Below are 22260 nucleotides of genomic sequence, written 5' to 3'. Positions count from 1 at the left end.
GCAGTGCGGCAAATTTTGCGTTTACGGCGCGGCGGAAGCGAAAAATTCTGATTACGAGATCCGCTTGATTGGTTCGGCGCCATTCCCGACGCTCGCAAAGCGAGCGATCGGGAATCCAGAGCCAAATCAGCGTATTTGCGGCTCTGGATTCCCGGTCGGGCTTCCAGCCCGCCGGGAATGACATCCCCCAATGCGAGCTGTTCATGCCCCGATTGGCCTTCATTGTCGCCGCCGATGGCGCGCCCCCAAGCCCCGGCGCCTATGCCTTGTGGTTGCGGCTTCCCGCGCCGCTGGCTGTGAAGGCCGGCGCGCGCGTCGGCGCATTGGAGCCCGGCGATTATCTCTATTGCGGCTCGGCAAATGGCCCCGGCGGGCTGCGCGCCCGGCTGGCGCGCCATATGCGCCGCGACAAGCGCGCCCATTGGCATGTCGACCAGCTCACCATGGCGGGCGACGTTCTGGGCGCCTTTATCGTCGAGGGCGGAAGCGAATGCGCGCTCAATGCGGCGCTCGGCGCCTTTCCTTTTCCCCTGCCGGGCTTCGGCAGCTCGGATTGCCCGCGCTGCGTCTCGCATCTGCGGCTTTTTCCCGCCAACGCACGGCTTCCCTCCGAATGGGAAAATGCTAGGAAGGCGGCGAGATTCAGCCCCCTCCCCGGGAGGGAGCGCGCAGCGGAACTAAATTGAATGTCCAGCGACGAAAAGAAATCGAAGGTTGAGGCCAGAAGCCCGCGCGGATTTGCGGATCGCGAGGCGGGAGAGCTTGCCGCCACGGGCCGCATGCTCGACGTCATCCGCTCGGTCTATGAGCTCTACGGCTTCGAGGCGCTGGAGACCCCGGCCTTCGAATATACCGACGCGCTCGGCAAATTCCTGCCCGACCAGGACCGGCCGAATGAGGGCGTCTTCTCTCTGCAGGACGACGACGAGCAATGGCTGTCGCTGCGCTACGATCTGACGGCGCCGCTCGCCCGTTTCGTCGCGCAGAATTACGACCGTCTGCCCAAGCCCTATCGCTCCTATCGCTGCGGCCATGTCTATCGCAACGAGAAGCCGGGGCCGGGGCGTTTTCGCCAGTTCATGCAATTCGACGCCGACACGGTGGGGTCGGCTTCGCCCGCCGCCGACGCGGAAATCTGCATGATGGCGGCGGAGGCGCTGGAGCGGCTCGGCATCGCGCGCGGCGATTATGTCATCAAGATCAACAGCCGCAAGGTGCTCGACGGCGTCATGGAGGCGATCGGCGTCGGCGGCGCGGAGAACGCTGCGCGCCGTCTCGTCGTGCTGCGCGCCATCGACAAGCTCGACCGGCTCGGGCCGGATGGCGTCCGCCAACTGCTGGGCGACGGCCGCAAAGATGAAAGCGGCGATTTCACGAAAGGCGCGGGCCTGCCGCTGCCGGCGATCGACACCATCCTCTCCTTCAGCCTCGGCGGCCAATATAAGGACGGCAAGCCGCAGTTCGACCTCTTCGGCCTGCTCGGCAAGAGCGAGATCGGCGCGCAGGGGGCGGAGGAGCTGCTCGAGATCGAGGATTTGGCGCGCGACGCCGGCTTCGGGCCGGACCGCATCCGCATCGATCCTTCCGTCGTGCGCGGGCTCGAATATTACACCGGGCCGGTCTTCGAGGCTGACCTCACTTTCGAGACGCGCGACGAGAAAGGCAATCCCGTGCGCTTTGGCTCGGTCGGCGGCGGCGGGCGCTACGACGGCCTCGTCGGGCGTTTCCGGCCCGAGAACACGCCGGCGACCGGCTTCTCCATCGGCGTCTCGCGGCTCTTTGCTGCCCTGAAACTCGTCGGCAGCCCCATCGTGACGGCCCGGCCGCATGTCGGGCCGGTGGTGGTGCTGGTGCTCGACCGCGACCGCGTCGCCGATTACCAGCGCATGGTCGCGCAATTGCGGGCGGCGGGGATCGCCGCCGAGCTGTATCTGGGCGCGGCGGGCATGAAGGCGCAGATGAAATACGCCGACCGCCGCAACAGCCCGCTCGTGGTGATCCAGGGGTCGGACGAAAAGGCCAGGGGCGAGGTTCAGATCAAGGACCTCATCGCCGGCGCCAGGGCGGCCGCGGCCATCGCCACCAATGAAGAATGGAAGGCGGCGCGCCCCGCGCAGATCTCCGTGCCCGAGAGCGAGCTGGCCGCGGAAGTCGCGAAGGCGCTGGCGGCGCAGCGAGAGCAGTAGGCCGGGCGGGCGTCATTGCGAGGAGCGTCGCGAGGAAGCAACCCAGAGCAGCTACTGCGGCCCTGGATTGCTTCGCTTCGCTCGCAATAACGGAGGGTCGGTGCGACAACGCCGTACTAGGCGCGGTCCTCGAGGCGATATAGGTTTCTACTAGACAAAGAGAGCCGGGAGAGACGCGATGATCGGTAACCCGCCCAAATCCATTGTTCATCCGACGGACCTCTCCTTTTCGGGCCAGGACGCCTTCGCCCATGCGCTGCGCATCGCCGTGGCGACGCAGGGCGCGCTGCATCTTCTGCATATCGAGAATCTCGAAGAGGAAGCGCCCGACGGCTGGGAGCGCTTCCCGCATGTGCGGGAGACGCTGGCCCGCTGGCGGATGATCGACCCTGCCGCGTCGCGCGCCGAGGTCGCCGAAAAACTGGGCGTGCAGTTCGTGAAGGCTGCGGTCGAGGCGGGGTCGCCGGTGCATGGCGTCGCCGCCTATGTGACGCGCCATCTGTGCGATCTGATGGTGCTGATGACGCATAACCGCACGGGGCTCGAGCGCTGGCTCGACGAATCGGTCGCGGAGGAGGCGGTCCGCGAGACCCTCATACCGGCGCTCTTGCTGCGCGAGGATCAGGCGGGCTTCGTCGATCGTGAGACCGGCGCCGTGTCGCTCAATACGGTGCTGATGCCGGTCGAGCCCAATGTGGCGCCGCTCGACGCCTTCCGGCACATCGCCGATTTCGCCCATGCGATGAATCCGGCGGCCGACGTCATGCTGCTGCATGTCGGCGAGCGGCTGCCGATCTTCGAGGGTCTGCTGCCGCATATCGAATTGCGGCAGGGGCCGGTGGTCGAGACGATTCTGGCTTATGCGGCGGAGATCGGCGCCGATCTCATCGCCATGCCGACGCAAGGACGCCGGGGCCTGCTCGACGCGCTGCGCGGCTCGACGACCGAACGCGTGCTGCGCGAGTCGCCTTGCCCGGTTTATGCGGTGCCGGCGCGGTAGCAACCGTCATTGCGAGCGAAGCGAAGCAATCCAGGGCGGCGACGCGGCGCTGGATTGCTTCGTCGCGTTGCTCCTCGCAATGACGGAGAGGCGTCTTACAGCGACCGTTCGAACTTCAGCACGCCGCCCTTGAAGCCCTTGAGCGTCAGCGTGTCGCCCTTCACGTCCCAATAGGGGCCGGAGAGCAGCACGCCCCAATAGTCGCGCTCGATGCCGGCCAGCGCGCCGTCGCATTGGCGTTCGTTGGTGGCGGGCATGGCGCGCGGGCCGAGGCGGTCCGGGCCGATCACGAAGACGCCCGACCAGTTCTTACAGCCCGAAAAACCATTGGCGCGGCCGGTCGAGTCGATGTTGATCCACATCTCCACGGGCGGCGCCTTGCCGTTGATTTCCTTCAGCGTGAAATTGCGGTTGTGCGGGAAGGGAACGTAACGCGGAATGCCGCCCGAATCCTTGCCGCCGTCCTCGCCGCCCTGCTGCTGTTCCTGCGCCTGGCCGTCGGCGGCGGGCTTGGCGTGTTTCTTGGCCTCGGCCGGCGCCGTGATCATCGCGACGCACAGAGCAGCCGCGAGGATCGAGAATAGCTTGTTCATGTAAGTCCCCTCCCTTGCGCGCTCCGCTCGCTCAGCTCGTGCAAGCGATGGAAGCGGCGCCGAATCAAAATGCCGAAGCGCTTCTCGCCGCAAAAGCGGAACGCGCTCTCAGGCGCTTGATTCGCATGCAAAAAAGCCCGAATCGCGGCGGCGCGCCGCGCGGCAAGGCTAAGACGCGATGGTTTTTATCACAACATGCTGGGCAGCACGCGGTCCGGCGGGCGGTGGCCGTCCATGAAGGTCTTGATATTGATGATGACCTTCTCGCCCATGTCGATGCGGCCCTCGATGGTCGCCGAGCCCATATGCGGCAAGAGCGTCACCTTGCCGCTCTGGGCGAGCTTGAGGAGCTTGGGCGACACGGCGGGCTCATGTTCGAAGACGTCGAGGCCGGCGCCGGCCATTTCATTGGCCTCCAGCATGCGCACCAGCGCGTTTTCGTCGACGATTTCGCCGCGCGCGGTGTTCACTAGGATTGATTGCGGGCGCAGATATTTGAGCCGGCGCGCCGAGAGCAGATGATAGGTCGCCGGCGTGTGCGGGCAGTGGACCGAGACGACATCGACGCGCGCCAGCATCTGGTCGAGCGACTCCCAATAGGTCGCCTCGAGCTGCTCCTCGATCTCGACGGGGACGCGGCGGCGGTTGTGGTAATGGATCGAGAGGCCGAAGGCCTTGGCGCGCCGCGCCAGCGCCTGGCCGATGCGGCCCATGCCGACGATGCCCAGCCGCTTGCCGGTGATGCGGTGGCCCAGCATCCACGTCGGCGACCAGCCGGTCCAGGCGGCTTCGGGGATCGCCCGCGCGCCTTCGACCAGCCGCCGCGCGACCGCGAGAATCAACGCCATGGTCATGTCGGCGGTGTCCTCGGTGAGGACGCCCGGCGTGTTGGTGACGGTGATCGAGCGCCCGAGCGCCGAGGCGACGTCGATATTGTCGACGCCATTGCCGAAATTGGCGATGAGCTTCATCTGCTCGCCCGCTTGCGAGATGAGGCTCGAATCGATGCGGTCGGTGATGGTCGGCACCAGCACTTCCGCCGTGCGCATGGCCTCGGCCAGCTCCTCATGGGTGAGCGGCTTGTCGGTCTCGTTGAGCCGGGTGTCGAAGAGCTCGCACATGCGGGTCTCGATGACTTCGGGCAGACGTCGCGTCACGATTACGAGCGGCTTCTTCTTCGGCATGGTTGCGCTTCGTCCCTTCGGCTCGCCCGGATGGCTTCGTGGCAAAAACTCGAAAACTTGCTAAAAGCGTCGAGACCTCGGCCCTTGCGTCGGCGCGCCGGTTTCAACCCGGTCTTAACGATGGCAGGCGACAAAACGACGATGCCGCCCGGCGCCTGCTTTTTCGTTCCTAGCAGATGGCGGGCCAAAGACAAGACGAGCGATCATCCCCATCATGCGGCAGCAAAAAAGCAGGATTTCAATCGGCCTATTCGCGGCTTTCAGCTTGATTGCACTCCATTTTCCGCCTTTCGCGCGAGCGGAGGAGCCGCAGCTCGGCCCGGTGAGCAAATTGCCTATTCCCCGATATGTCAGCCTCAAATCGGATCGCGTCAATCTCCGCGAGGGGCCGAGCAAGGAGCACCCGACGCTCTGGATCTATCAGCGCGCCGGACTGCCTGTCGAGATTACCGCGGAATTCGAGACCTGGCGCAAGATTCGCGATTCGGAAGGCACGGAAGGCTGGGTGCTGCATTCGCTGCTCTCGGGCCGCCGCACGGCGCTGGTCGCGCCCTGGAAGAAAGAGCCGCAGCTTTTGATGGCGTCCAACCATTCGACGCCGGTGGCGAAGCTGGGCCCGGGGGTGATTGGCAATTTGAGGGGCTGCGACGGCAAATGGTGCCGAATCGCGGGCAAGGAATTCGATGGGTATATCCAGCAGGAGAATTTGTGGGGGGTGTATCCGGGGGAGAAGGTGGAGTAGGCCTGCCCTCATCCGACCCTCGCTGACGCGAGGGCCACCTTCTCCCGTAAACGGGAGAAGGAATCGCGCTGAAACTTTGTCGTTCAAAAACCTTGGGGTTCTCCCTTCTCCCGCTTGCGGGAGAAGGTGGCCCCTGCGTCAGCAGGGGTCGGATGAGGGCGGGGCCCTACCCCTCCCGCCGCAGCCGCACCACGACATCCACCCGATCGATCCGCAGCCCCTTGGGCGGCGTCGGCAGATTCGCCACCGCGACATTGGAGCCGGAAATATCGTAAAGCTCGCCGTCTTCCTCGATGAGGAAGTGGTGGTGGTCGCTCACATTGGTGTCGAAATAGACCCGCGCGCCGTCGACGGCGATCTCGCGCAGGAGGCCGGCGTCGGTGAACTGGTGGAGCGTATTATAGACGGTCGCGAGCGAGACCGAGAGATTGGCGGCGACCGCCTCGTCGAAGAGGCGTTCGGCGGTCACATGGCGGTCGCAGCCGCGAAAGAGCAGCTCGCCGAGCGCGACGCGTTGCCGGGTCGGACGCAATCCCGCGGCGACCAGCATGTCGTGGACGGGCTTGCGGCGCTCGGGAAGGCCGGGCGATATCGGTTGGTTGACGAAAGCGTCCATTGGCGGGCAGCCCATATTTTTCTTTGACCTATACCAAAAAAAACCGGAAGCCTCAACTTCGTCCCGCTTTTTCCTGCATCGCCCTCCGGCGCGAGCAGCCGCTTCCGGCGGGCGCGCGCCTATGTTACGGAACGCAGCCCTAGAAATCCGTCCCGCCGTCCTGCAGGGCGCGGGATGGCGAACAACAAGCGGGCGGCGCGCGCTCGATCAGAGGGGCCGCGCGAGGGGAACAGGGCCTGTCGAAAGGCTGCAGCGGAGGCGGAGAGATCATGAGCGAACGGCGCTCGTCATTTGGCTATGAGGATTTGTTGGCCTGCGGGCGCGAGGAGCTCTTCGGGCCCGGCAATGCGCAACTGCCGCTGCCGCCGATGCTGATGTTCGACCGCGTCACCGAGATTTTCGAGACCGGCGGCGAGCACGGCAATGGCTATATGCGCGCCGAGCTCGACGTCAAGCCGAGCCTCTGGTTCTTCGATTGCCACTTCAAGGGCAATCCAGTCATGCCCGGATGCTTGGGCCTCGACGCGCTGTGGCAGATGGTCGGCTTCTATCTCGCCTGGCTCGGCAATCCCGGCCGCGGCATGGCGCTCGGCGTCGGCGAGGTGAAATTCTCCGGCCAAGTGCGCCCGACCGTGAAGACCGTCACTTACGGCGTCGATCTCAAGCGCGTGCGCACGGGCAAGCTCGTGCTCGGCATGGCCGACGGCTGGGTGGCGGCGGACGGCCAGCGCATCTATGAGGCGAAGGACCTCAAGGTCGGCCTCGCCAACGCCCCGGCGCCGGCGGCGTGAGGCGATGCGGCCCATCCCTCGAGACGCCCGCTTCGCGGGCTCCTCAGGATGAGGTTGTCGTTTTAAACGAGAGTCGACGGTCCCCGCCGTTTTCCTCACCCTGAGGAGGCGGCGCGGCCGCCGTCTCGAAGGGCGAGGCAAACCGGCCCGGATCTAAAGGAAACGGCGTCAAGCCGCGCAGGGAGAGAGAAATGAGACGAGTCGTCGTCACCGGCATGGGCATCGTATCGTCGATCGGCAATACGACGCAGGAAGTGGTCGCCTCTCTGCGCGAGGCGCGCTCCGGCATCGTCCGCGCCGAAAAATATGCGGAGCTGGGCTTCCGTTGTCAGGTCTATGGCCTGCCGACGCTCGATCCCTCGACTGTGGTCGATCGCCGCGCCATGCGTTTCCACGCCACGGGCACCGCCTGGAACCACGTCGCCATGGATCAGGCGATCCTCGACTCCGGGCTCACCGAGGCGGATATCTCCAATGAGCGCACCGGCATCATCATGGGCTCGGGCGGCCCCTCGACCCGCACCGTCGTGGAGGCCGCGGACATCACCCGCGCCAAAGGCCCCAAGCGCGTTGGCCCCTTCGCCGTGCCGAAATGCATGTCCTCGACGGCCTCCGCCACGCTCGCCACATGGTTCAAGATCAAGGGCGTGAACTATTCGATCTCCTCGGCCTGCGCGACCTCGAACCATTGCATCGGCAACGCCTATGAGATGATTCAATATGGCAAGCAGGATGTGATGTTCGCCGGCGGTTGCGAGGAATTGGAGTGGGAGCTCTCCGTCCTCTTCGACGCCATGGGCGCCATGTCTTCCGCCTATAACGACCGCCCGGCGACCGCCTCGCGCGCCTACGATAAAAACCGCGACGGCTTCGTGATCGCCGGCGGCGCTGGCGTGCTGGTGCTGGAGGAATATGAGCGCGCCAAGGCCCGCGGCGCCAAGATCTACGCCGAGATCGCCGGCTATGGCGCGACCTCCGACGGCCACGACATGGTGGCGCCCTCGGGCGAAGGCGCGGTGCGCTGCATGAAACAGGCGCTCGCCACCGTTAAATGCCCGATCGACTACATCAACCCGCACGCCACCGCGACGCCGGTCGGCGACGCCAAGGAGATCGAGGCGTTGCGCGAGGTCTTCGGCCGCGAGGACAAATGCCCGCCGATCGCCGCCACCAAGTCGCTCACCGGCCACTCGCTCGGCGCGACCGGCGTGCAGGAGTCGATCTATTCGCTGCTGATGATGCAGAACGGCTTTATCTGCGAGAGCGCCAATATCGAGGAGCTCGATCCCGAATTCGCCGACATGCCGATCCTGCGCCAGCGCCGCGACAATGTGAAGCTCGGCGCGGTTCTGTCGAACTCCTTCGGCTTCGGCGGCACCAACGCCACGCTGGTTTTCAAGCATCCCGATGCGTGAGGCGGTCTGGGTCGCCAAACCGGCGCCAGCCGACATACGGCAAGCTGAAATATATGGCGACCAATACCTCCCCTTTACGGGGAGGTCGGCGGCCGTAGGCCGCCGGGTGGGGTTCGCGCCGCAACGACCGCGGTTGGGGTTTGACCCCACCCGACCCCGCTTACGCGGTGCCACCCTCCCCGTAAAGTGGAGGGATGAGCTCACGCCCAGCGGGATCGCGCTCATCATGGCGCTCGCCGCCGCCCTTCTCCCCGCGAGCGCGAGCGCTTTCGAAGGACGCTATGTCGCGGGCTCGAAATCCTATTCGCAGGACATCGAGATCAAGAAGAGTAGCGACGGCAGCTATAATGTCCGGGCCAGCGTCGCGTCGCAGGCTTGCACGGGTGATTTCGACGGCGCCGGTCCGGTTGCGGGCGACGTTCTCCGGGCGACCGCCGTCATGGAAGCAGACAAATGCACGCTGATTCTTCGCCGCACCAAGAAGGGCGTCAGCGTCGAGGAAGAAAACTGCCTGCCGTTTCACGGCGTGGCCTGTGATTTTACCGGCGATTATCGCAAGCGCTAGCGCGCTTCAACGGTCAGCGATAAGACATCGCCAGTTCGAAAGCTGGCGCTTTCAGGCCTTTCGAGTAGAGAAAGAGCGAGATGACGGTTTCTACCGGTTTGATGCAGGGTAAGCGCGGGCTCGTGATGGGCGTCGCGAACGACCATTCGATTGCATACGGCATTGCCCGCGTGCTGGCGCGCCATGGCGCTAAGCTTGCCTTCACCTATCAGGGCGAGGCGCTCGGCAAGCGCGTGAAGCCGCTCGCCGAGGAGCTGGGCTCCAATCTCGTCCTGCCCTGCGACGTCGAGGATGTCGAGACCGTCGACGCCGTCTTCGCGCGGCTCGAGCAGGAATGGGGCGAGATGGACTTCCTCGTCCACTCCATCGCCTATTCCGACAAGAGCGAGCTGAAAGGCCTCTACGCCGACACTTCGCGCGAGAATTTTGTCCGCACCATGGTGATCTCCTGCTTCTCCTTCACGGAAGCGGCGAAGCGCGCGGCCCGCTTGATGAAGAACGGCGGCTCGATGGTGACGGTGAGCTTCGGCGGCGGCACCCATGTCATGCCGAACTATAATGTGATGGGCGTCGCCAAGGCCGCGCTCGACTCCAGCGTGCGCTATCTTGCCGCCGACTACGGCGACCGCGGCATCCGCGTGAATGCGCTGTCGCCCGGGCCGGTGCGCACCATGGCCGGCGCCGGCATCACCGGCGCGCGCGCCATGGGCGCCTTCCAGAAGCAGCATTGCCCCCTGCGGCGAATGATCACGCTCGATGAAATCGGCGGCTCGGCGCTTTATTTCCTATCGGAACTCTCGGGCGGCGTGACCGGCGAAATCCATCTCGTCGACGCCGGCTACAACATCATGTTGCAGCCGCGCCCGGAGGATTTGAACGGCGGCGAATAATTTGAAGCGCTTTCCGCCGAAGTGGCGGCCGGTTCGGCGAAAGGAAAGCGCGACATAATCGGGGGAGAGGGAGAGGAAAATGAGATTGGCGTTTCTGTCGGTTTTGCTTTTCCTCTCCGCCGCGACGGCGCCGGCTCTCGCCCAGGGGCCCGATGAGACGGTCGGCAAGCGCATCGCGCAGGACACCTGCGCCTCATGCCACGCCGTGACCGCCGACCCCGACGCCATCAGCCCCGACCCCAAGGCCCCGCGCTTCCTCGACGTCGCCAGAATGCCCTCGACGACGGAGCTGTCGCTGAAGGTGTTTTTGCGCTCCTCGCACCGGAACATGCCGAATTTCATCCTCTCGCGGGAGGAGAGGGATTCGGTTACGTGGTATATTTTGGGGCTGAAGAAGAAGTAGGGGCAAAGACGTCGGCGATGGTCAGCGCTCGACCCACGCCATGCGCCGAATGATCCCTAAAGAAGCCGGCATTCGCGCACACGAGCATTAGATCAAAGATCGGCATTCCGTTTCTTAGTAATGCGGAGGCGGCGGCTCGGGCGTTTCACGGGAAGCGCCGATGTTCTGAAATTCCTCACGCAACTGGGCGACTTGCCGCTCGAGAATATCGATTTTGCGCCATTGTGAGGCGATGACGTCGCTCAGTTCGGCGATCGTTCTGTCCTGGTGGGCGATCAGCGTTTCCAGCGCGTCGAGGCGGGCCGCGTAATCAAAAGGTTCGTCGCTCATGTCGAACTCCATTGCGTCTCGATGATTCTGACGAGTTTACAACATCCCCAAACGAAAATGCCCGGCCGCCTGGGCCGGGCATTCTTTTTCGCGGACGGACCGAAGCGCCTCAATAGGAGGTCAGCGAGGGCGCGCCGCCGAGGTTGAAGTGATAATTCACGCCGGCGCGCACGACATTATATTGCGTATGGCGGCGATCGGTCGCAGTGGCGGCCAACGCGCTTTGTGCGCCGCCGCTGTTGAGGTCGGTGAAGAGATACTCGCCCTTGGCCGACCAATTGGGCATGAACATCCATTCGGCGCCGCCGCCGGCCGTCCAGCCCGTGCGGGTGCTGCTCGCGCCCGTGAACTGGCTCTGAAGATTGCCATAGGCGAAGCCGCCCGTGCCATAGACCAGCAAAGTCGGCGCGACCAGGAGGCCGGCGCGGCCGCGCACCGTGCCGAACCAGTTGAGCGCGATGCCCCGGTTGCCGGCGGGCGATAGCGGAACCAGAAACGCGCCACCCCCGGCCGGATCAGGATAAAGCGCCGTATTGGCGGCGCCGCCCGAGCGCATGCTCGTGCCCTGGAAGTCGGTCTCGGCGCCGAGCACGAACGAGCCGATCTGATAATTATAGCCCACCTGGCCGCCGCCGACGACGCCCCCCGTCGAATTGCCGCCCTTCGTATTTCCTGGCAGGAGGTAAGTGGCGCCGTTCACCGGGCTGCCATAGAGGGCGAAGTTGTTGGGATTGGCGCGGTTGGCGCTCCAGCCGCCGCCGAGGTTGAGGCCGCCATAGGAGCCGGTCCAGGTCATTATCGGTGGCGGCGGCGGGACATAGGCCGGCGGGGGTGGCGCCTTGCGCGAGGGAAGGTCGGCGGCGAAGGCCGAACCGCCCACCGCCGTCGCGATCATCACAATCGCGGCGATTTTTCCCGTCTTCATTGTCATTCACTCCGTTACGCTTGCTCGACAGGCCTCGAACGTAACGGTCGACCCGGGGCAAAGTTGGGTGAGAAAATGTTCATATCTTGCAATGCTTTATAGTTAGAGCGCGGGTGCGCCCGCCAGTAGAAAGGCGGGTCGTCGCCGCCCCGCCTTCGCAAAACGCCCGATTTCGGCGCATGCTTACATGACGCCTTCCGGCCCCTTGAGCGACTCGGCGCGCTGCAAATGGCGTTCGAGGATCGCCACGGAGTTTTGGGCGAATTTCTTGAGGTCAGGATTATCCCCCGAGGCGGCGTAATCCTGGAACAGGCGGATCGCTTCCTGATGTCCCTGGATTTGCTGGGTACGGAATTCGCGGTCGAAGGCTGCGCCTGTGGCCGATGAAAGCTGCTTGAGCTTCTGGGCGTGCTCGGCGTCGGCGGCGTTTGGAAGCTCCGCGCCGCGCGTGCTTCGCATGATGGACCTCAAATCATCCTGCATCTTCTGGTGATCGTTCACGACCATCTTGGCAAAATCCTTGAACTCGGTCTTCTGCGCCTTGTTCTCGGCCTCCTGGCCCGCCTGGATTTCAAAATTATTGATGTTCCACGCCTTGTTCAAAAACTCCTGGGTAGTGACGCGCTGCGATTGGGTCGTTCGCGCGCCGGTCGTCGGCGCTTCCCGCATTGGAGTCTGCGTGGATTGCTGCGCAAAGGCCGCCCCTTGCAGGGCAAGCGCAAGAAACACGCTCGTAGCGATGACAGGCCTCATCTCGATTGCTCCGTGACAGCGAGCCCCCAACCCTAACCCGCCCTCCCTGTCTTCGTTCCTGTCTGGCGCGGCGGGGCGGCGACTTTCCTTACGTCGACGACGGGGCGCGGTTGACGCGGAATGAAAGGCGCGATATTTATAACTAATAGGTTATATAACTAGGCAAGAATACATGCAGGACCCGCTCAGCCTCACGCTTTCCGCTCTCGCTGATCCGACCCGCCGGGCGATCCTCGCGCGCCTCGCCCAAGGCGACGCGTCGGTCAACGAGCTTGCGGCGCCCTTTGCGATCAGCCAGCCGGCCATCTCGAAACATTTGAAGGTGCTGGAGCAGGCGGGGCTCATCAGCCGCGCTCGCAAGGCGCAGTTGCGGCCTTGCCGGCTCGAAGCGGCGCCGCTGCGCGATCTTGCAGGGTGGCTGGAGAGCTATCGGCGCTTCTGGGACCAAAGCTTCGACCGGCTCGACGTCTATTTGAAGGAATTACAGAAAGGCAACCCTGATGGACCGCGCAACTGACGATGTATTTTCGACGCTTGTCGTCTCGCGCCGCTTCGCCGCGCCGCCCGAGATCGTCTTCGACGCCTGGTTCGACGCCAAAGCCGTCGGCGCATGGCTTTTCGCGACTCCTGGCGGTCAATCGGCGCATGTCGAGATAGACGCGCGCGTCGGCGGCGGCTTTGCGATTCACGAGCAGCGCGGCGAGAGCCTTGCAACGCATTTCGGCGAATATCAGGAGATCGATCGCCCCCGTCGGATCGTCTTCGCTCTCTCCACTGACAAGGACGGCCCGCGCAGCCTTGTCACAGTGGAGATCGAGGCCGATGGCGCCGGCAGTCTCTTGATGCTCACCCATCGCCTCTTGCCGGAACGGGCGCCTGTCGACGCGAGCATGCGGGCAGGATGGGAAAGCATTCTCGAAGGATTGGCGCGTGCGACCGGCGAAGAAGGCGCCGGCTACACGCTTATCATGCGCCGCACATTCGATGCGCCACGACTCCTGGTGTGGAAAGCATGGACGGAAGCCGATCATTTGCTCCGCTGGATGTGCCCGGCCAATTTCAACGTGCTGTTCGCCGAGAATGAATTGCGCATCGGCGGCAAATGGCGGTCCGGCATGCGCTCGCCCGAAGGCGAAGACTTCATCCATTGCGGCGAATATATCGAAATAGAAAAGCCGTCGCGTCTCGTTTTCACCCATCGATGGGAGCGCAACAGTCTCGAGCCTCAGGCGAACACGATGATCACAGTCGTTCTCACCGAGCGTGACGGCAAGACCGACATGATCTTTATCCATGCTGGCCTCGCCACAGTGGAATCCGCTTGTTCGCATCAAAATGGCTGGACCGGCGCATTCGAGTATCTTGCGCGGCATGCAGCGGAGCTCGCGCAAGACAGCAATTAACCGCGGTGAAGGTGCTTCGGCCCGAGCCGCGGCGGTTTGATACGAGGTCTGCTTGATTGGTTCGGCGCCGTTCCCGACGCCCGGTCGGGCTTTCAGCCCGCCGGGAATGACAATGCCCGACGCAAGCCGTTCAAACGGAAATGCAAAAACTTGCTTTTGTTTCGAACAAGGAGACATGTGATGGCTATCAATCCCTACCTTTACTTCGCGGGCCGCGCCGAGGAGGCGATCGCCTTCTACCAAAAGGCGCTGGGCGCAGAGCTGACGATGCTTTTGCGTTTCAAGGAGAGTCCCCAGCCTGCGCCAGAGGGCGTCATCGCGCCGGGGTGGGGCGAGAAGGTTATGCACGCCAATCTAAATGTCGGCGGCTCCAACCTGAGCCTCTCCGACGGTTGCGGTCCGGATAGCGCGGGCTTCAAGGGCTTTAGTTTGACCTATACGGCGAAGGACGCCGCCGAGGCCGATCGCATATTTGCAGCGCTCGCGAATGAAGGCCAAATAAGAATGCCGCTCGGCGAGACCTTCTTTGCGCCGCGCTTCGGCATGGTCGAGGACCGTTTCGGCGTTCTGTGGAACGTGATCGTTGTGGCGTGACAATAGGAGGCGCGAATGGCTCAGAAGGTAAGGACCTGCCTCTGGTTCGATCACGAGGCCGAAGAAGCGGCGAACTTTTACGTGTCGCTTTTCCCGAACTCCCGCATCGTCGACATCGCGCACTATAACGAGGCCGGCCCCGGCAAGCCGGGGTCTGTCTTGATGGTGACCTTCCAACTTGCCGGCGTCGAATATCTGGCCTTGAACGGCGGCCCGATCTTCAAATTCACCGAAGCCATTTCGATTTCGGTGGACTGCGTCGATCAGGCGGAGGTGGACCGTTTATGGGAGAAGCTCGGAGAGGGCGGTTCCTATAGCCGCTGCGGCTGGCTCAAGGATCGCTACGGACTTTCGTGGCAGATCGCTCCCTCCCGGGTCGTCGAGTTGATCAGCGGCCCTGATAAAGCTGGCGCCAAGCGCGCCATGGAGGCGATGATGACCATGGCGAAGCTCGATATTGCGGCAGTCGAAGCGGCCTACAATCGTTCGTAGCTTCATGCTTGCGCCCTCGAACGCGTTCGAGGGCGCAAGCGCGCGGATCAATCCAACAGCTTCGCGAAATCGTCGATGGAAACCGACGCGACGATGTTCATTTGATCGTCGAGCAGTTCGTAAAGCGCGTCGTTTTCGCCATAGATGGTGAACATCACCACCACGTCCTGATCGCCCCCGCCTTCGCGGTGAGGATCATTGCTCGGCGGGCTCACAGTGTAGCGTCCGGCAGGGCGGATTTCCTTGAGTTTTCCGTCGGGATGATACAGACGGTGCTCTCCCTGGATAACGAAAGTCTTGTTCGTGGTCTTATGCCGATGCAGCACGATCTGCTGGTTCGCCGCGAATTTGAAAAGCACCTGGACGATTCTGTTCTTTGCGTCCACGTCGAGCACGGAAAGCCACAAATGCTCGACGTCGCCGAACCGTTCCCATCGGATATTGCTGTCATCGAATCCCAATTGCGCCACGGTATTTTCTCCCTTGGATGGCGTGCAAGACGGATCAGACCAAAGGAGCCCGCGCGCGAACACGGAGAAAAACCCTGTGAGGCCAGGGAAATTTGCCCGCTCCCGACTGCCCGCGCGATCAGGGACGACGCCGACGCGGCTGTGATAGAGTCGTGCTCCTGGAATTGTCGAGAGGACAGGAAAGCATGAGCCGGAAAGTGATCATCGCATCAGCGCTCGTCACAGGCGTGGCTCTCTGCGGCTCCGCGCTTGGCGAGGTTCGTTTCGGCAAACATGTTTACGTCGGCGGCCATGATTTTTCGAACCAGACCTTCGACCCAAAGCATCGCGCCGAAGTGCATCTTTACGACAATCAGCCCAAAAACGCGGGCTGTCATTGGCAAGCCGACGGCTCCGGTGGGCGCGTGAAGGTCTGTCGACTTCGAACTTTACATTGACCACGGGCAGGCAGCCACACGCCGCGCCCAGCTTGACAAGCGCCGACCGCGATCCAGTTCGCGTTTGTCGCGCCCTTTTATAGGGCCAGCTCCAACAGGGAAGCGGCTATCATGCGCAAGCTTATCTTGTTCTCCATTTTATTGGGTCTCGTCGCCTTGGATCCAGCGCTCGCACAGGGCACGAAAAAACAGCGGTCAGCGTGTGAGCGCGACTCTCACAAACTCTGCGCCGAGGCGGAGCCTGACGCGCTCGCCGTGGAGAAATGCCTCAAGGCGCATATGAGCGCGCTGTCGCGGGGGTGCCAGCGTCAGTTCAAGAGCCGGGGTTGAGGCTGAAGGAACAAGGGCCTCCCGCAGTGGTTTGTCGTCATCCGCTCGCGCGGCGGGCGGATCGACGGCTTTAAAGGGAGAAGCCCATGCGCTCTTACATCCTTGCAATATGTACGGCGGCCTTCTTTAGCTTGCCTGCTGCGGCGATTCCGAGTGATGCGGGCGCCGACGCGTCGCTTCTGCAAGTCCAGTATCGGCAGTATCATCAGCGCTGGGGGTATGGCCCCAACTGCCGCGAGCTTCGGCGCGCCTGCATGTATAAGCGCGAACTCGGCGAAGAAGGCATGGGCAATTGCCAGCGCTATCGCGAGCTTTGTCGATAACGGCGTCGGCGCGGGCCGTCGGAAGCGGTCGGCCCGCGCCTTTTTTATCGGGTAAACTCTGAGGCGTTCGGAGCCTTTTTAGCCGGACGACGCTTGTCTGAGCTGCTCTGCAAGCGCGAGGGTCTCCGGCCAAGCGAGCCGCGCCTCCGCGCAGCCCTCGGCGCGGACGACGATGCCGTCCTGCCCGACGCTCGCCTCGAAGTCGTGATCGCTGGCGATCGGGCTCATGAAAATCTGCCGCTCGTCGCTCGCGCCTTGCGCCACCGCTTTGAGCGCCCGCGCCACGATCGCCGCCTCCTGCAGGGTGAAGCGGCGCGCCGGTTGGGCGGCGAGGCGCAATGTCGCTAAAACGCCAAACGCGTGGTGACGATCGACAACAAGGCTGAAACTTTCCGACATGGCGGGCCGCCTCCCAGGCGGAGGAATCTCTAATCCACTGATTTTCATCTGTTCTGGCGCGGGCCTCGGGCGGGCGCCCTTCTTGAATAAGAGGGGCGCCTCTTCACGAGAGAACCGCGCGCGATGCAGAACAAATTTCGTGCCCCGCAGAGCCGGCGTCCGCGATGAACGCTTATTCCGACGCGCTTCCCGCCGATATTCGCGGCTATCATCTCCGCACCAAGCACGCGCCCAACCGTTACGCGCTCGGCCCGGCTTTTCTGGATTGGACCTCGCAGCCGTCGCCCTTCCGGCGCTTCGAAGGGGCGCGGCTGATCGCGCTGCCGTTGAGCCGCGGGCCGGAGACGCCGTTCCCCGGTCCGGCGCGCGACCCGGCGCCCCTCGACGCCGCCGCGCTCGGCCTCTTCCTCGAGCTGGCCTTCGGCCTCAGCGCGTGGAAGACCGCCGAAGGGTCGACCTGGGCGGTGCGCAACAACCCTTCCTCCGGCAATCTGCATCCGACGGAAGCCTATATTCTGGCGAATGCGCTCGCGGGCCTGAGCGAAACCGCCGGGCTCTATCACTATGCGCCGCAGGAGCATGGGCTCGAAGAGCGTGCGCGTTACGCTGCGGCGCAAGCGTTCCCGGGCGGCGGCTTCCTTCTGGCGCTCAGCGCCATTCCGTGGCGCGAGTGCTGGAAATATGGCGAGCGCGCTTTTCGTTACTGCCAGCTCGACGCCGGGCACGCCATCGGCGCGGCCGCGCAAGCCTGCGCGGGCCTCGGATGGCGCGCGCATGTGTTCGCAGCGCCTTCCGATGACGAGATCGCCGCGCTGATCGGGCTCGATCGAGCGGATGCTTTTCACCGGCGTGAGGAAGAACACCCCGACGTCCTGCTCTGGATCGCGACCGATGGCCCGCCGCCGCCTGTAATCGACCTTGCCGCCTTGCTGGCGGAGCCGCGCACATTCCACGGCGCCGCCAATCGCCTCAGCGAGGATCACGACGGCTGGCCGCTCGTCGATCGCGCTGTCCGTCTTTGCCACAAGGCGGGTTCGACCGTGCCGGAGCCGCCGCCCGCGCTGCCGGCTCCGTCGATCGATGGCCCGGCGATCGGCGAGGTGGTGCGCCGGCGCCGCAGCGTTCAGCGCATGGATGGCGTCTCGACCCTGCCGCTCGAAACCTTCCGCCTCACGCTCGCCGCAACGCTGTCCGGCGCCGAGCCGCTCATGAGCGCCTTTCCCTTCGCGCCGCGCCTGTCGCTCGTTTTTTACATCCATCGCGTCGAGGGGCTGGAGCCAGGCCTGTATCTTCTCGCGCGCGACGCGGAGATGGCGGCGCGGCTGCGCGCGGCCAGCGACGCCAATTTCGAATGGGCGCCTGTCGATCTCTTGGGCGTTCCGCTGTTTCGCTTGCGCGCCGGCGCGCATGAACGCGAAGCGACGAAATTCGCCTGCCTCCAGCCGATCGCGGGCAAGGGCTGCTTCGCCGTCGCAATGATCGCCGATTTCGACCGCGCGCTTACAGAGGAAGGCGCCTTCGCCTATCGGCGTCTCCATTGGGAGGCGGGGCTGATCGGACAGGTTTTCTATCTCTGGGCGACGGCCGCCGGGCTCGCGGGCACAGGCATCGGCTGCTTCTTCGACGACGAGGTCCACGCCATGCTCGGCCTTCCGGCGGGCGAGACGCAATTCCAGGACGTCTATCACTTCACGGTCGGCGGGGCCGTCGAAGACACGCGCATTCTGACCCTTCCTCCCTATCCCGAAGAGCGGCGCCGGCCATGAATATCGAAATCGAAAGAAGCCATGTCGAAGCTTTGATGGCGCGTTTTCCGGCGCAGGCGGGGCTTGCGAGTCAGTTGCGCTTCAGCGACAGAGTCGAGGTCGATCTCAGCCATCTGACGAGCGAAGAACTCGATTTTCTCGAAGCGCGCTACAAGGAGTCGGGCCCCGAGCTGCGCGCCCGCGCGGCGCAGCTTTCCACCTTGCGCGCCGCGCTGGTCTCGCAGGACAAGCGCTTCCAGAACGGCGAACTCGAGGACGTCCTGCCGGCGCTGGTGCGTTATCTGACGACCGATCCGATCTACGGCTGGCTCTTCACGGCGAGCATTGCGTCGAAGCCGCTGCCCTATCTCATCATGCGGATCGATTACGTGCCGGCGTCCAACGACGAGGCCGGCAAGATTCTCATCGAGCTAAAGGCCAACGCCAAGGGAACGCTGCAGTCGAACGTCATCCGCATCATGGCGGCCGACATCGTGGGGCGAACGATCAGCGAGATACTCGCCGCCAGAGGCTTCCTGCGCGAGACGGCGGAATTGATCGAAGCCTTCGAGTCCTCAACGGAAACCTATTTCGAATGGCGCGGCCGCTACGGCCAGCAGTTCAGCGGCAAGGGCGTCGGCTTCCACGCCGAAGACCCCAACGCCACCCATCGAGACACCGATTGGGCGCGCAAGGATATTGTCGTTCTCTCGACCAGCGGCGGCGAGGCGCGGCTCGTGAATGACGAGGGCGTGCTGACCAACCGCAGCCTGACGCTGGAGGCGCCGGGCGACATTCTCGGGCATTTCCTGCGCAAGGCCGGCAAGAGCAATCGTTTCGCGGCCGAGGACGAAATCGCCGAATTGCGCGCGCAGATTCCGGAAGGGCTCTTCACCCGCATTCCGGTGCATCCTTACATACTCATGTTCCACCTCGACCTGCATCACCATCTCTGGGTGCATGTCGACGAGATGCGGCCCTATCAATATCAACCGGCGCTGAAGCAAAAGCTCGTCCTGCCGCCCGAGCAGACCGATCTCATCGACATTCTCACGGCCGAGATGGACGTGCTGATGGACGACATCGTGCAGGGCAAGTCGGGCGGCACCACTGTGCTCTGCGCGGGGCCGCCCGGCGTCGGCAAGACGCTGACGGCGGAGGTCTATTCCGAGATCATCCAGCGCCCGCTCTACCGCGTGCACTCGGGCCAGCTCGGCCTCAATGTCGCGGCGATGGAGACGTCGCTGAAGGAAATCCTCACCCGCGCGCAGCGCTGGGGCGCGGTGATGCTGATCGACGAGGCGGACGTCTATATCAAGCGGCGCGACGACAATATAGCGATGAATGCGGTCGTCGGCGTCTTCCTGCGCGTGCTCGAATATTTCAACGGCCTGCTGTTTCTGACGACGAACCGCGTCGACGACATAGACGAGGCGATCGTCTCGCGTTGCATCGCGCTTATCCGCTATTACCCGCCGGACGCCGACGCCAAGCGCCGCATATGGCGGGTCATGGCGGAGCAGTTCGGGCTTGCGGTCGACGATGCGCTGATCGACGATCTGGTGCGCGTCTTCCCGCAGGCGACTGGCCGTGACATCAAGGGCCTCGCCAAGCTTGTCGCCAAATTCTGCCACCAGAAGAGCGTGCCGCCTGATCTGAGCGCTTTCCAGCGCTGCGCCATCTTCCGGGGTCTGGATATGGCGCCGCTCGACGCAAAGGCGGCCTGAGCGGCTGCGCCAGCGCGCCGCATCCATCCGTCGCGCCCTCGCTCGCACGCTCGCTAATGGCCTCTGTGGGTATTCGCTTAGCGTGGACCGGCCGCTCTGGCGCTCGACGCCTGCTGCGCGATCGAGCCCACGCAGCAATCAAGCGGAAATAAAGCAAGTCAGCGCTTCGCTTGCCGAAAGGGTAGCCCCGCTTACTTGCCCGTGTTCCGGCGGCGCCGGATGATCACGGAGGAGACGATGAACAGAAAACTGCTTGCGGCGGCGCTCGTCGCGCCGATATTGGCTTGGGCTCCCGCTTCGGCGTTGGCGCATGGATGCGCTTCGAAGCATCACTATCGCCATCATACGAAAGCGACCGGCGGCGAGACTTACGGCAGCAGCAAGTCGATGCAGAAGAAGGGCTCGACTTCCAGCAATCCGAGTTCGCGCTCGCAAGATCTCAACCAGGGCGCCCCGAGTGGTTCGACTGCGCCGAGCGGCTCATCGGGCTCACCGAACAAGGGGCAGGGAATCTGAGGCGCCGTGGCGGCAGGAACGGCGAGGGCGCCGTTCCTGCCGTTCAAGCTTCGTCGCCGCTGGCGCGCGGAAGCGTGACGCGGACGACGAGCCCGTTCGGCTCGCGATCCAGTAAAGAGACGGTTCCGCCGTGGCGTTCGACCAGAGAACGCACGATCGACAGGCCAAGGCCGAATCCGCTGTGGCTGTCCATCGTGCGCCCCGGCTCGCCGCGCACGAAGGGCTCGAAAACGGACGCCCTCTGGTCTTGCGGAATGCCCGGACCGTCGTCGATGACGTCGACCTGGAGCTTGCCGGGCAGGGACTCGTCTATCCGGACGTCGACCACGCCGGCGTGATGGACAGCGTTCTCGACCAGATTGGTGAAAACCCGCTGCATGTCCGTCAGGGAGCCGATCATCATCTGGCGACCGCCGCCAGCGTAGGACACGTTGTAATTCATGTCGGCGAACTGATCCACGACGGTTTGCAGGACGCTGTCGAGGTCGATCAGCGAATAATCCGTCTTGTCGCTCTCGGCGCGCAGATACTGCAGGTTCTTGCGCAGCATGGCGTCCATGAGGTCGACGTCGCGGAGCATTTTGATTCGCAGATCGGCGTCGGCGATAAATTCGGCTCTCAGATTCAGCCGCGTGATGATGGTTCTCAGATCGTGGCTGACAGCCGCCAACACCCGTGTCCGCGCCACGATCATCGCGGCGATACGCTCCTGCATGCGGTTGATCGAGCGCGTCAGCTCGCGCACTTCGCTGGGGCCGCGCTCGGGAAGCGCGCCTTCGCTGCTGTGCGAGCCGGGGAACTGCTCGGCGTGGCGCGCCAAAGTAATCAGCGGCTCGACAATGCCGTTCGACGCCCACAGCACGAGAACCGAGGTGCTGAGAAAAAACAAAATGGCCGACAGCGCCCATGGCGTCAGCAGGAAAGGCGTGCCGGGCTCCGGCTCCCAGAGCCATCGCCACACCGAGCGCGGCGGCTTGCGGTGCTGGGTAATGGAGATGAGCCCATAGCCGCCCTTGCGGAGCGCGACAGCCATAACGCCCTGCGCGCCGTCCTCATTGGGCGGCGCGGCGGCGTAAACCTCCGCCTCGGGCCACAGGTCGGTCCGGATCAGGCGGATTTCTTTTTTGAACTCCCTGTCGTCGGTCGTGACGGCCCGCGGCTTTTCCTTTTGCAAATGGATATTCGCGAAAGGCGCGGCCTGCGCGAATTCGGATAGCAACCCCTGACGCGCCTCGGCCGGCGCCGCGTCCAGCGCGAGAATGACGCTCGCGATGAAATCCGTCTGGTCGACAATGTGGCGCCGCCCTTCGACGTCGAGCACGTGGAAAGTGACCAGCACGATCGTCTGGAAGGTCACGATCGAGACGAGGATGAGCAGCGTGATTTGACCGGCAAGGCGGGCTGGGGCCAGGCGTCGCATGAAAGCCTTGA

27 protein-coding genes are annotated in these 22260 nt (G+C 63.9%); 18 read left to right on the top strand and 9 right to left on the bottom strand.

Features of this window, described 5'->3' with window-relative positions:
* Window positions 1–203: 203 nt before the first annotated feature.
* The 3 genes from JJT62_RS19005 to JJT62_RS00570 all read left to right on the top strand — a co-directional run bounded on the left by JJT62_RS19005 (window position 204) and on the right by JJT62_RS00570 (window position 3186).
* Window positions 204–686, top strand: a complete 483-nt coding sequence (locus JJT62_RS19005; protein ID WP_246744629.1) for a DUF123 domain-containing protein — start codon at window positions 204–206, stop codon at window positions 684–686.
* Window positions 687–2186 carry a histidine--tRNA ligase gene (hisS, locus tag JJT62_RS00575; RefSeq protein WP_246744628.1) on the top strand — a complete coding sequence of 500 codons (1500 nt, stop codon included), beginning with the start codon at window positions 687–689 and terminating at the stop codon, window positions 2184–2186. It begins immediately after the preceding gene.
* Between the two features lie 178 nt (window positions 2187–2364).
* Window positions 2365–3186, top strand: coding sequence for a universal stress protein (locus tag JJT62_RS00570; RefSeq protein ID WP_202070752.1), 822 nt, complete (start codon window positions 2365–2367; stop codon window positions 3184–3186).
* Between the two features lie 95 nt (window positions 3187–3281).
* Here JJT62_RS00570 and JJT62_RS00565 read toward each other — a convergent pair whose 3' ends face one another.
* Window positions 3282–3779, bottom strand: a complete 498-nt coding sequence (locus tag JJT62_RS00565; RefSeq protein WP_202070751.1) for an META domain-containing protein — start codon at window positions 3777–3779, stop codon at window positions 3282–3284.
* Between the two features lie 188 nt (window positions 3780–3967).
* Window positions 3968–4963: a D-glycerate dehydrogenase gene (locus JJT62_RS00560; RefSeq protein ID WP_202070750.1), complete on the bottom strand. Its 996-nt coding sequence runs from the start codon at window positions 4961–4963 to the stop codon at window positions 3968–3970.
* Window positions 4964–5177: 214 nt separating this feature from the next.
* On the opposite strand from JJT62_RS00560, the gene JJT62_RS00555 reads away from it, so the two are divergent.
* On the top strand, window positions 5178–5705 hold the full coding sequence (locus JJT62_RS00555) for an SH3 domain-containing protein (protein ID WP_202070749.1): 528 nt from the start codon (window positions 5178–5180) through the stop codon (window positions 5703–5705).
* A gap of 166 nt (window positions 5706–5871) precedes the next feature.
* On the opposite strand, the gene irrA is transcribed toward JJT62_RS00555, so the two are convergent.
* On the bottom strand, window positions 5872–6321 hold the full coding sequence (gene irrA, locus JJT62_RS00550; protein ID WP_202070748.1) for an iron response transcriptional regulator IrrA: 450 nt from the start codon (window positions 6319–6321) through the stop codon (window positions 5872–5874).
* Window positions 6322–6590: 269 nt separating this feature from the next.
* Between irrA and fabA the strand changes: the two genes are divergently transcribed.
* The 5 genes from fabA to JJT62_RS00525 all read left to right on the top strand — a co-directional run bounded on the left by fabA (window position 6591) and on the right by JJT62_RS00525 (window position 10385).
* Window positions 6591–7112, top strand: a complete 522-nt coding sequence (gene fabA, locus JJT62_RS00545; protein ID WP_202070747.1) for a 3-hydroxyacyl-[acyl-carrier-protein] dehydratase FabA — start codon at window positions 6591–6593, stop codon at window positions 7110–7112.
* 191 nt (window positions 7113–7303) lie between these two features.
* The gene (gene fabB / locus JJT62_RS00540) at window positions 7304–8527 is read left to right on the top strand and encodes a beta-ketoacyl-ACP synthase I (RefSeq protein WP_202070746.1); all 1224 of its coding nucleotides are present in this window, start codon (window positions 7304–7306) and stop codon (window positions 8525–8527) included.
* Between the two features lie 226 nt (window positions 8528–8753).
* Window positions 8754–9092, top strand: coding sequence for a hypothetical protein (locus tag JJT62_RS00535; protein WP_202070745.1), 339 nt, complete (start codon window positions 8754–8756; stop codon window positions 9090–9092).
* An 80-nt stretch (window positions 9093–9172) separates the two neighbouring features.
* Window positions 9173–9982: an enoyl-ACP reductase FabI gene (gene fabI, locus JJT62_RS00530; protein ID WP_202070744.1), complete on the top strand. Its 810-nt coding sequence runs from the start codon at window positions 9173–9175 to the stop codon at window positions 9980–9982.
* A 79-nt stretch (window positions 9983–10061) separates the two neighbouring features.
* Window positions 10062–10385, top strand: coding sequence for a cytochrome c (locus JJT62_RS00525; RefSeq protein ID WP_202070743.1), 324 nt, complete (start codon window positions 10062–10064; stop codon window positions 10383–10385).
* A 114-nt stretch (window positions 10386–10499) separates the two neighbouring features.
* Here the strand turns inward: JJT62_RS00525 and JJT62_RS00520 are convergent, their stop codons facing one another.
* From JJT62_RS00520 to JJT62_RS00510, 3 genes are all read right to left on the bottom strand, one after another.
* Window positions 10500–10715: a SlyX family protein gene (locus tag JJT62_RS00520; protein ID WP_202070742.1), complete on the bottom strand. Its 216-nt coding sequence runs from the start codon at window positions 10713–10715 to the stop codon at window positions 10500–10502.
* Window positions 10716–10824: 109 nt separating this feature from the next.
* Window positions 10825–11640: an outer membrane protein gene (locus JJT62_RS00515; protein WP_202070741.1), complete on the bottom strand. Its 816-nt coding sequence runs from the start codon at window positions 11638–11640 to the stop codon at window positions 10825–10827.
* Window positions 11641–11823: 183 nt separating this feature from the next.
* A complete protein-coding gene (locus JJT62_RS00510) occupies window positions 11824–12393 on the bottom strand; it encodes a DUF4142 domain-containing protein (RefSeq protein ID WP_202070740.1) in 570 nt (189 codons plus the stop codon).
* Between the two features lie 172 nt (window positions 12394–12565).
* On the opposite strand from JJT62_RS00510, the gene JJT62_RS00505 reads away from it, so the two are divergent.
* The 4 genes from JJT62_RS00505 (at window position 12566) to JJT62_RS00490 (ending at window position 14882) form a co-directional block, all read left to right on the top strand.
* Window positions 12566–12910 carry a helix-turn-helix transcriptional regulator gene (locus JJT62_RS00505; protein ID WP_202070739.1) on the top strand — a complete coding sequence of 115 codons (345 nt, stop codon included), beginning with the start codon at window positions 12566–12568 and terminating at the stop codon, window positions 12908–12910.
* Entirely contained in the window at window positions 12894–13796 is a 903-nt protein-coding gene (locus tag JJT62_RS00500; RefSeq protein WP_202070738.1) for an SRPBCC domain-containing protein, read from the top strand. Before JJT62_RS00505 ends, JJT62_RS00500 begins: the two co-directional genes overlap by 17 nt.
* 180 nt (window positions 13797–13976) lie before the next feature.
* Window positions 13977–14390 (top strand): VOC family protein, encoded by a 414-nt coding sequence (locus tag JJT62_RS00495; RefSeq protein WP_202070737.1) that lies wholly within the window; start codon window positions 13977–13979, stop codon window positions 14388–14390.
* A gap of 15 nt (window positions 14391–14405) precedes the next feature.
* Window positions 14406–14882, top strand: a complete 477-nt coding sequence (locus JJT62_RS00490; RefSeq protein WP_202070736.1) for a VOC family protein — start codon at window positions 14406–14408, stop codon at window positions 14880–14882.
* 47 nt (window positions 14883–14929) lie between these two features.
* Here JJT62_RS00490 and JJT62_RS00485 read toward each other — a convergent pair whose 3' ends face one another.
* Window positions 14930–15352 carry a regulator gene (locus tag JJT62_RS00485; protein ID WP_202070735.1) on the bottom strand — a complete coding sequence of 141 codons (423 nt, stop codon included), beginning with the start codon at window positions 15350–15352 and terminating at the stop codon, window positions 14930–14932.
* Between the two features lie 185 nt (window positions 15353–15537).
* On the opposite strand from JJT62_RS00485, the gene JJT62_RS00480 reads away from it, so the two are divergent.
* Together JJT62_RS00480 and JJT62_RS00475 are read left to right on the top strand one after the other, a co-directional pair.
* Window positions 15538–15789, top strand: a complete 252-nt coding sequence (locus JJT62_RS00480) for a hypothetical protein (RefSeq protein ID WP_202070734.1) — start codon at window positions 15538–15540, stop codon at window positions 15787–15789.
* Window positions 15790–16205: 416 nt separating this feature from the next.
* Complete coding sequence (locus tag JJT62_RS00475; protein ID WP_202070733.1) at window positions 16206–16442, top strand: hypothetical protein; 237 nt, start codon at window positions 16206–16208, stop codon at window positions 16440–16442.
* Between the two features lie 78 nt (window positions 16443–16520).
* Here the strand turns inward: JJT62_RS00475 and JJT62_RS00470 are convergent, their stop codons facing one another.
* Entirely contained in the window at window positions 16521–16841 is a 321-nt protein-coding gene (locus JJT62_RS00470; RefSeq protein WP_202070732.1) for a hypothetical protein, read from the bottom strand.
* Between the two features lie 164 nt (window positions 16842–17005).
* Here JJT62_RS00470 and JJT62_RS00465 point away from each other — a divergent pair, with 164 nt between their 5' ends.
* The 3 genes from JJT62_RS00465 to JJT62_RS00455 all read left to right on the top strand — a co-directional run bounded on the left by JJT62_RS00465 (window position 17006) and on the right by JJT62_RS00455 (window position 20829).
* Window positions 17006–18607 carry a SagB/ThcOx family dehydrogenase gene (locus JJT62_RS00465; RefSeq protein ID WP_202070731.1) on the top strand — a complete coding sequence of 534 codons (1602 nt, stop codon included), beginning with the start codon at window positions 17006–17008 and terminating at the stop codon, window positions 18605–18607.
* Window positions 18604–20313, top strand: coding sequence for an ATP-binding protein (locus JJT62_RS00460; RefSeq protein WP_202070730.1), 1710 nt, complete (start codon window positions 18604–18606; stop codon window positions 20311–20313). The genes JJT62_RS00465 and JJT62_RS00460 overlap by 4 nt, the downstream gene beginning before the upstream one ends.
* Window positions 20314–20550: 237 nt before the next feature.
* Window positions 20551–20829: a hypothetical protein gene (locus tag JJT62_RS00455; protein WP_202070729.1), complete on the top strand. Its 279-nt coding sequence runs from the start codon at window positions 20551–20553 to the stop codon at window positions 20827–20829.
* 43 nt (window positions 20830–20872) lie between these two features.
* Here the strand turns inward: JJT62_RS00455 and JJT62_RS00450 are convergent, their stop codons facing one another.
* On the bottom strand, window positions 20873–22249 hold the full coding sequence (locus JJT62_RS00450; protein WP_202070728.1) for an ATP-binding protein: 1377 nt from the start codon (window positions 22247–22249) through the stop codon (window positions 20873–20875).
* Between the last annotated feature and the right edge of the window lie 11 nt (window positions 22250–22260).

The sequence above is a fragment of the Methylocystis sp. Sn-Cys genome (assembly GCF_016745395.1).
Classification (GTDB): domain Bacteria; phylum Pseudomonadota; class Alphaproteobacteria; order Rhizobiales; family Beijerinckiaceae; genus Methylocystis; species Methylocystis iwaonis.
This window is presented reverse-complemented; position numbering and strand designations above follow the sequence as displayed.

Excerpts from the sequence above, each read along its gene's own strand:
- JJT62_RS19005 (WP_246744629.1), top strand. The coding sequence starts at position 204 with ATGCCCCGATTGGCCTTCATTGTCGCCGCCGATGGCGCGCCCCCAAGC.
- hisS (WP_246744628.1), top strand. The coding sequence starts at position 687 with ATGTCCAGCGACGAAAAGAAATCGAAGGTTGAGGCCAGAAGCCCGCGC.
- JJT62_RS00570 (WP_202070752.1), top strand. The coding sequence starts at position 2,365 with ATGATCGGTAACCCGCCCAAATCCATTGTTCATCCGACGGACCTCTCC.
- JJT62_RS00565 (WP_202070751.1), bottom strand. The coding sequence starts at position 3,779 with ATGAACAAGCTATTCTCGATCCTCGCGGCTGCTCTGTGCGTCGCGATG.
- JJT62_RS00560 (WP_202070750.1), bottom strand. The coding sequence starts at position 4,963 with ATGCCGAAGAAGAAGCCGCTCGTAATCGTGACGCGACGTCTGCCCGAA.
- JJT62_RS00555 (WP_202070749.1), top strand. The coding sequence starts at position 5,178 with ATGCGGCAGCAAAAAAGCAGGATTTCAATCGGCCTATTCGCGGCTTTC.
- irrA (WP_202070748.1), bottom strand. The coding sequence starts at position 6,321 with ATGGACGCTTTCGTCAACCAACCGATATCGCCCGGCCTTCCCGAGCGC.
- fabA (WP_202070747.1), top strand. The coding sequence starts at position 6,591 with ATGAGCGAACGGCGCTCGTCATTTGGCTATGAGGATTTGTTGGCCTGC.
- fabB (WP_202070746.1), top strand. The coding sequence starts at position 7,304 with ATGAGACGAGTCGTCGTCACCGGCATGGGCATCGTATCGTCGATCGGC.
- JJT62_RS00535 (WP_202070745.1), top strand. The coding sequence starts at position 8,754 with ATGGCGCTCGCCGCCGCCCTTCTCCCCGCGAGCGCGAGCGCTTTCGAA.
- fabI (WP_202070744.1), top strand. The coding sequence starts at position 9,173 with ATGACGGTTTCTACCGGTTTGATGCAGGGTAAGCGCGGGCTCGTGATG.
- JJT62_RS00525 (WP_202070743.1), top strand. The coding sequence starts at position 10,062 with ATGAGATTGGCGTTTCTGTCGGTTTTGCTTTTCCTCTCCGCCGCGACG.
- JJT62_RS00520 (WP_202070742.1), bottom strand. The coding sequence starts at position 10,715 with ATGAGCGACGAACCTTTTGATTACGCGGCCCGCCTCGACGCGCTGGAA.
- JJT62_RS00515 (WP_202070741.1), bottom strand. The coding sequence starts at position 11,640 with ATGAAGACGGGAAAAATCGCCGCGATTGTGATGATCGCGACGGCGGTG.
- JJT62_RS00510 (WP_202070740.1), bottom strand. The coding sequence starts at position 12,393 with ATGAGGCCTGTCATCGCTACGAGCGTGTTTCTTGCGCTTGCCCTGCAA.
- JJT62_RS00505 (WP_202070739.1), top strand. The coding sequence starts at position 12,566 with ATGCAGGACCCGCTCAGCCTCACGCTTTCCGCTCTCGCTGATCCGACC.
- JJT62_RS00500 (WP_202070738.1), top strand. The coding sequence starts at position 12,894 with ATGGACCGCGCAACTGACGATGTATTTTCGACGCTTGTCGTCTCGCGC.
- JJT62_RS00495 (WP_202070737.1), top strand. The coding sequence starts at position 13,977 with ATGGCTATCAATCCCTACCTTTACTTCGCGGGCCGCGCCGAGGAGGCG.
- JJT62_RS00490 (WP_202070736.1), top strand. The coding sequence starts at position 14,406 with ATGGCTCAGAAGGTAAGGACCTGCCTCTGGTTCGATCACGAGGCCGAA.
- JJT62_RS00480 (WP_202070734.1), top strand. The coding sequence starts at position 15,538 with ATGAGCCGGAAAGTGATCATCGCATCAGCGCTCGTCACAGGCGTGGCT.
- JJT62_RS00475 (WP_202070733.1), top strand. The coding sequence starts at position 16,206 with ATGCGCTCTTACATCCTTGCAATATGTACGGCGGCCTTCTTTAGCTTG.
- JJT62_RS00470 (WP_202070732.1), bottom strand. The coding sequence starts at position 16,841 with ATGTCGGAAAGTTTCAGCCTTGTTGTCGATCGTCACCACGCGTTTGGC.
- JJT62_RS00465 (WP_202070731.1), top strand. The coding sequence starts at position 17,006 with ATGAACGCTTATTCCGACGCGCTTCCCGCCGATATTCGCGGCTATCAT.
- JJT62_RS00460 (WP_202070730.1), top strand. The coding sequence starts at position 18,604 with ATGAATATCGAAATCGAAAGAAGCCATGTCGAAGCTTTGATGGCGCGT.
- JJT62_RS00455 (WP_202070729.1), top strand. The coding sequence starts at position 20,551 with ATGAACAGAAAACTGCTTGCGGCGGCGCTCGTCGCGCCGATATTGGCT.
- JJT62_RS00450 (WP_202070728.1), bottom strand. The coding sequence starts at position 22,249 with ATGCGACGCCTGGCCCCAGCCCGCCTTGCCGGTCAAATCACGCTGCTC.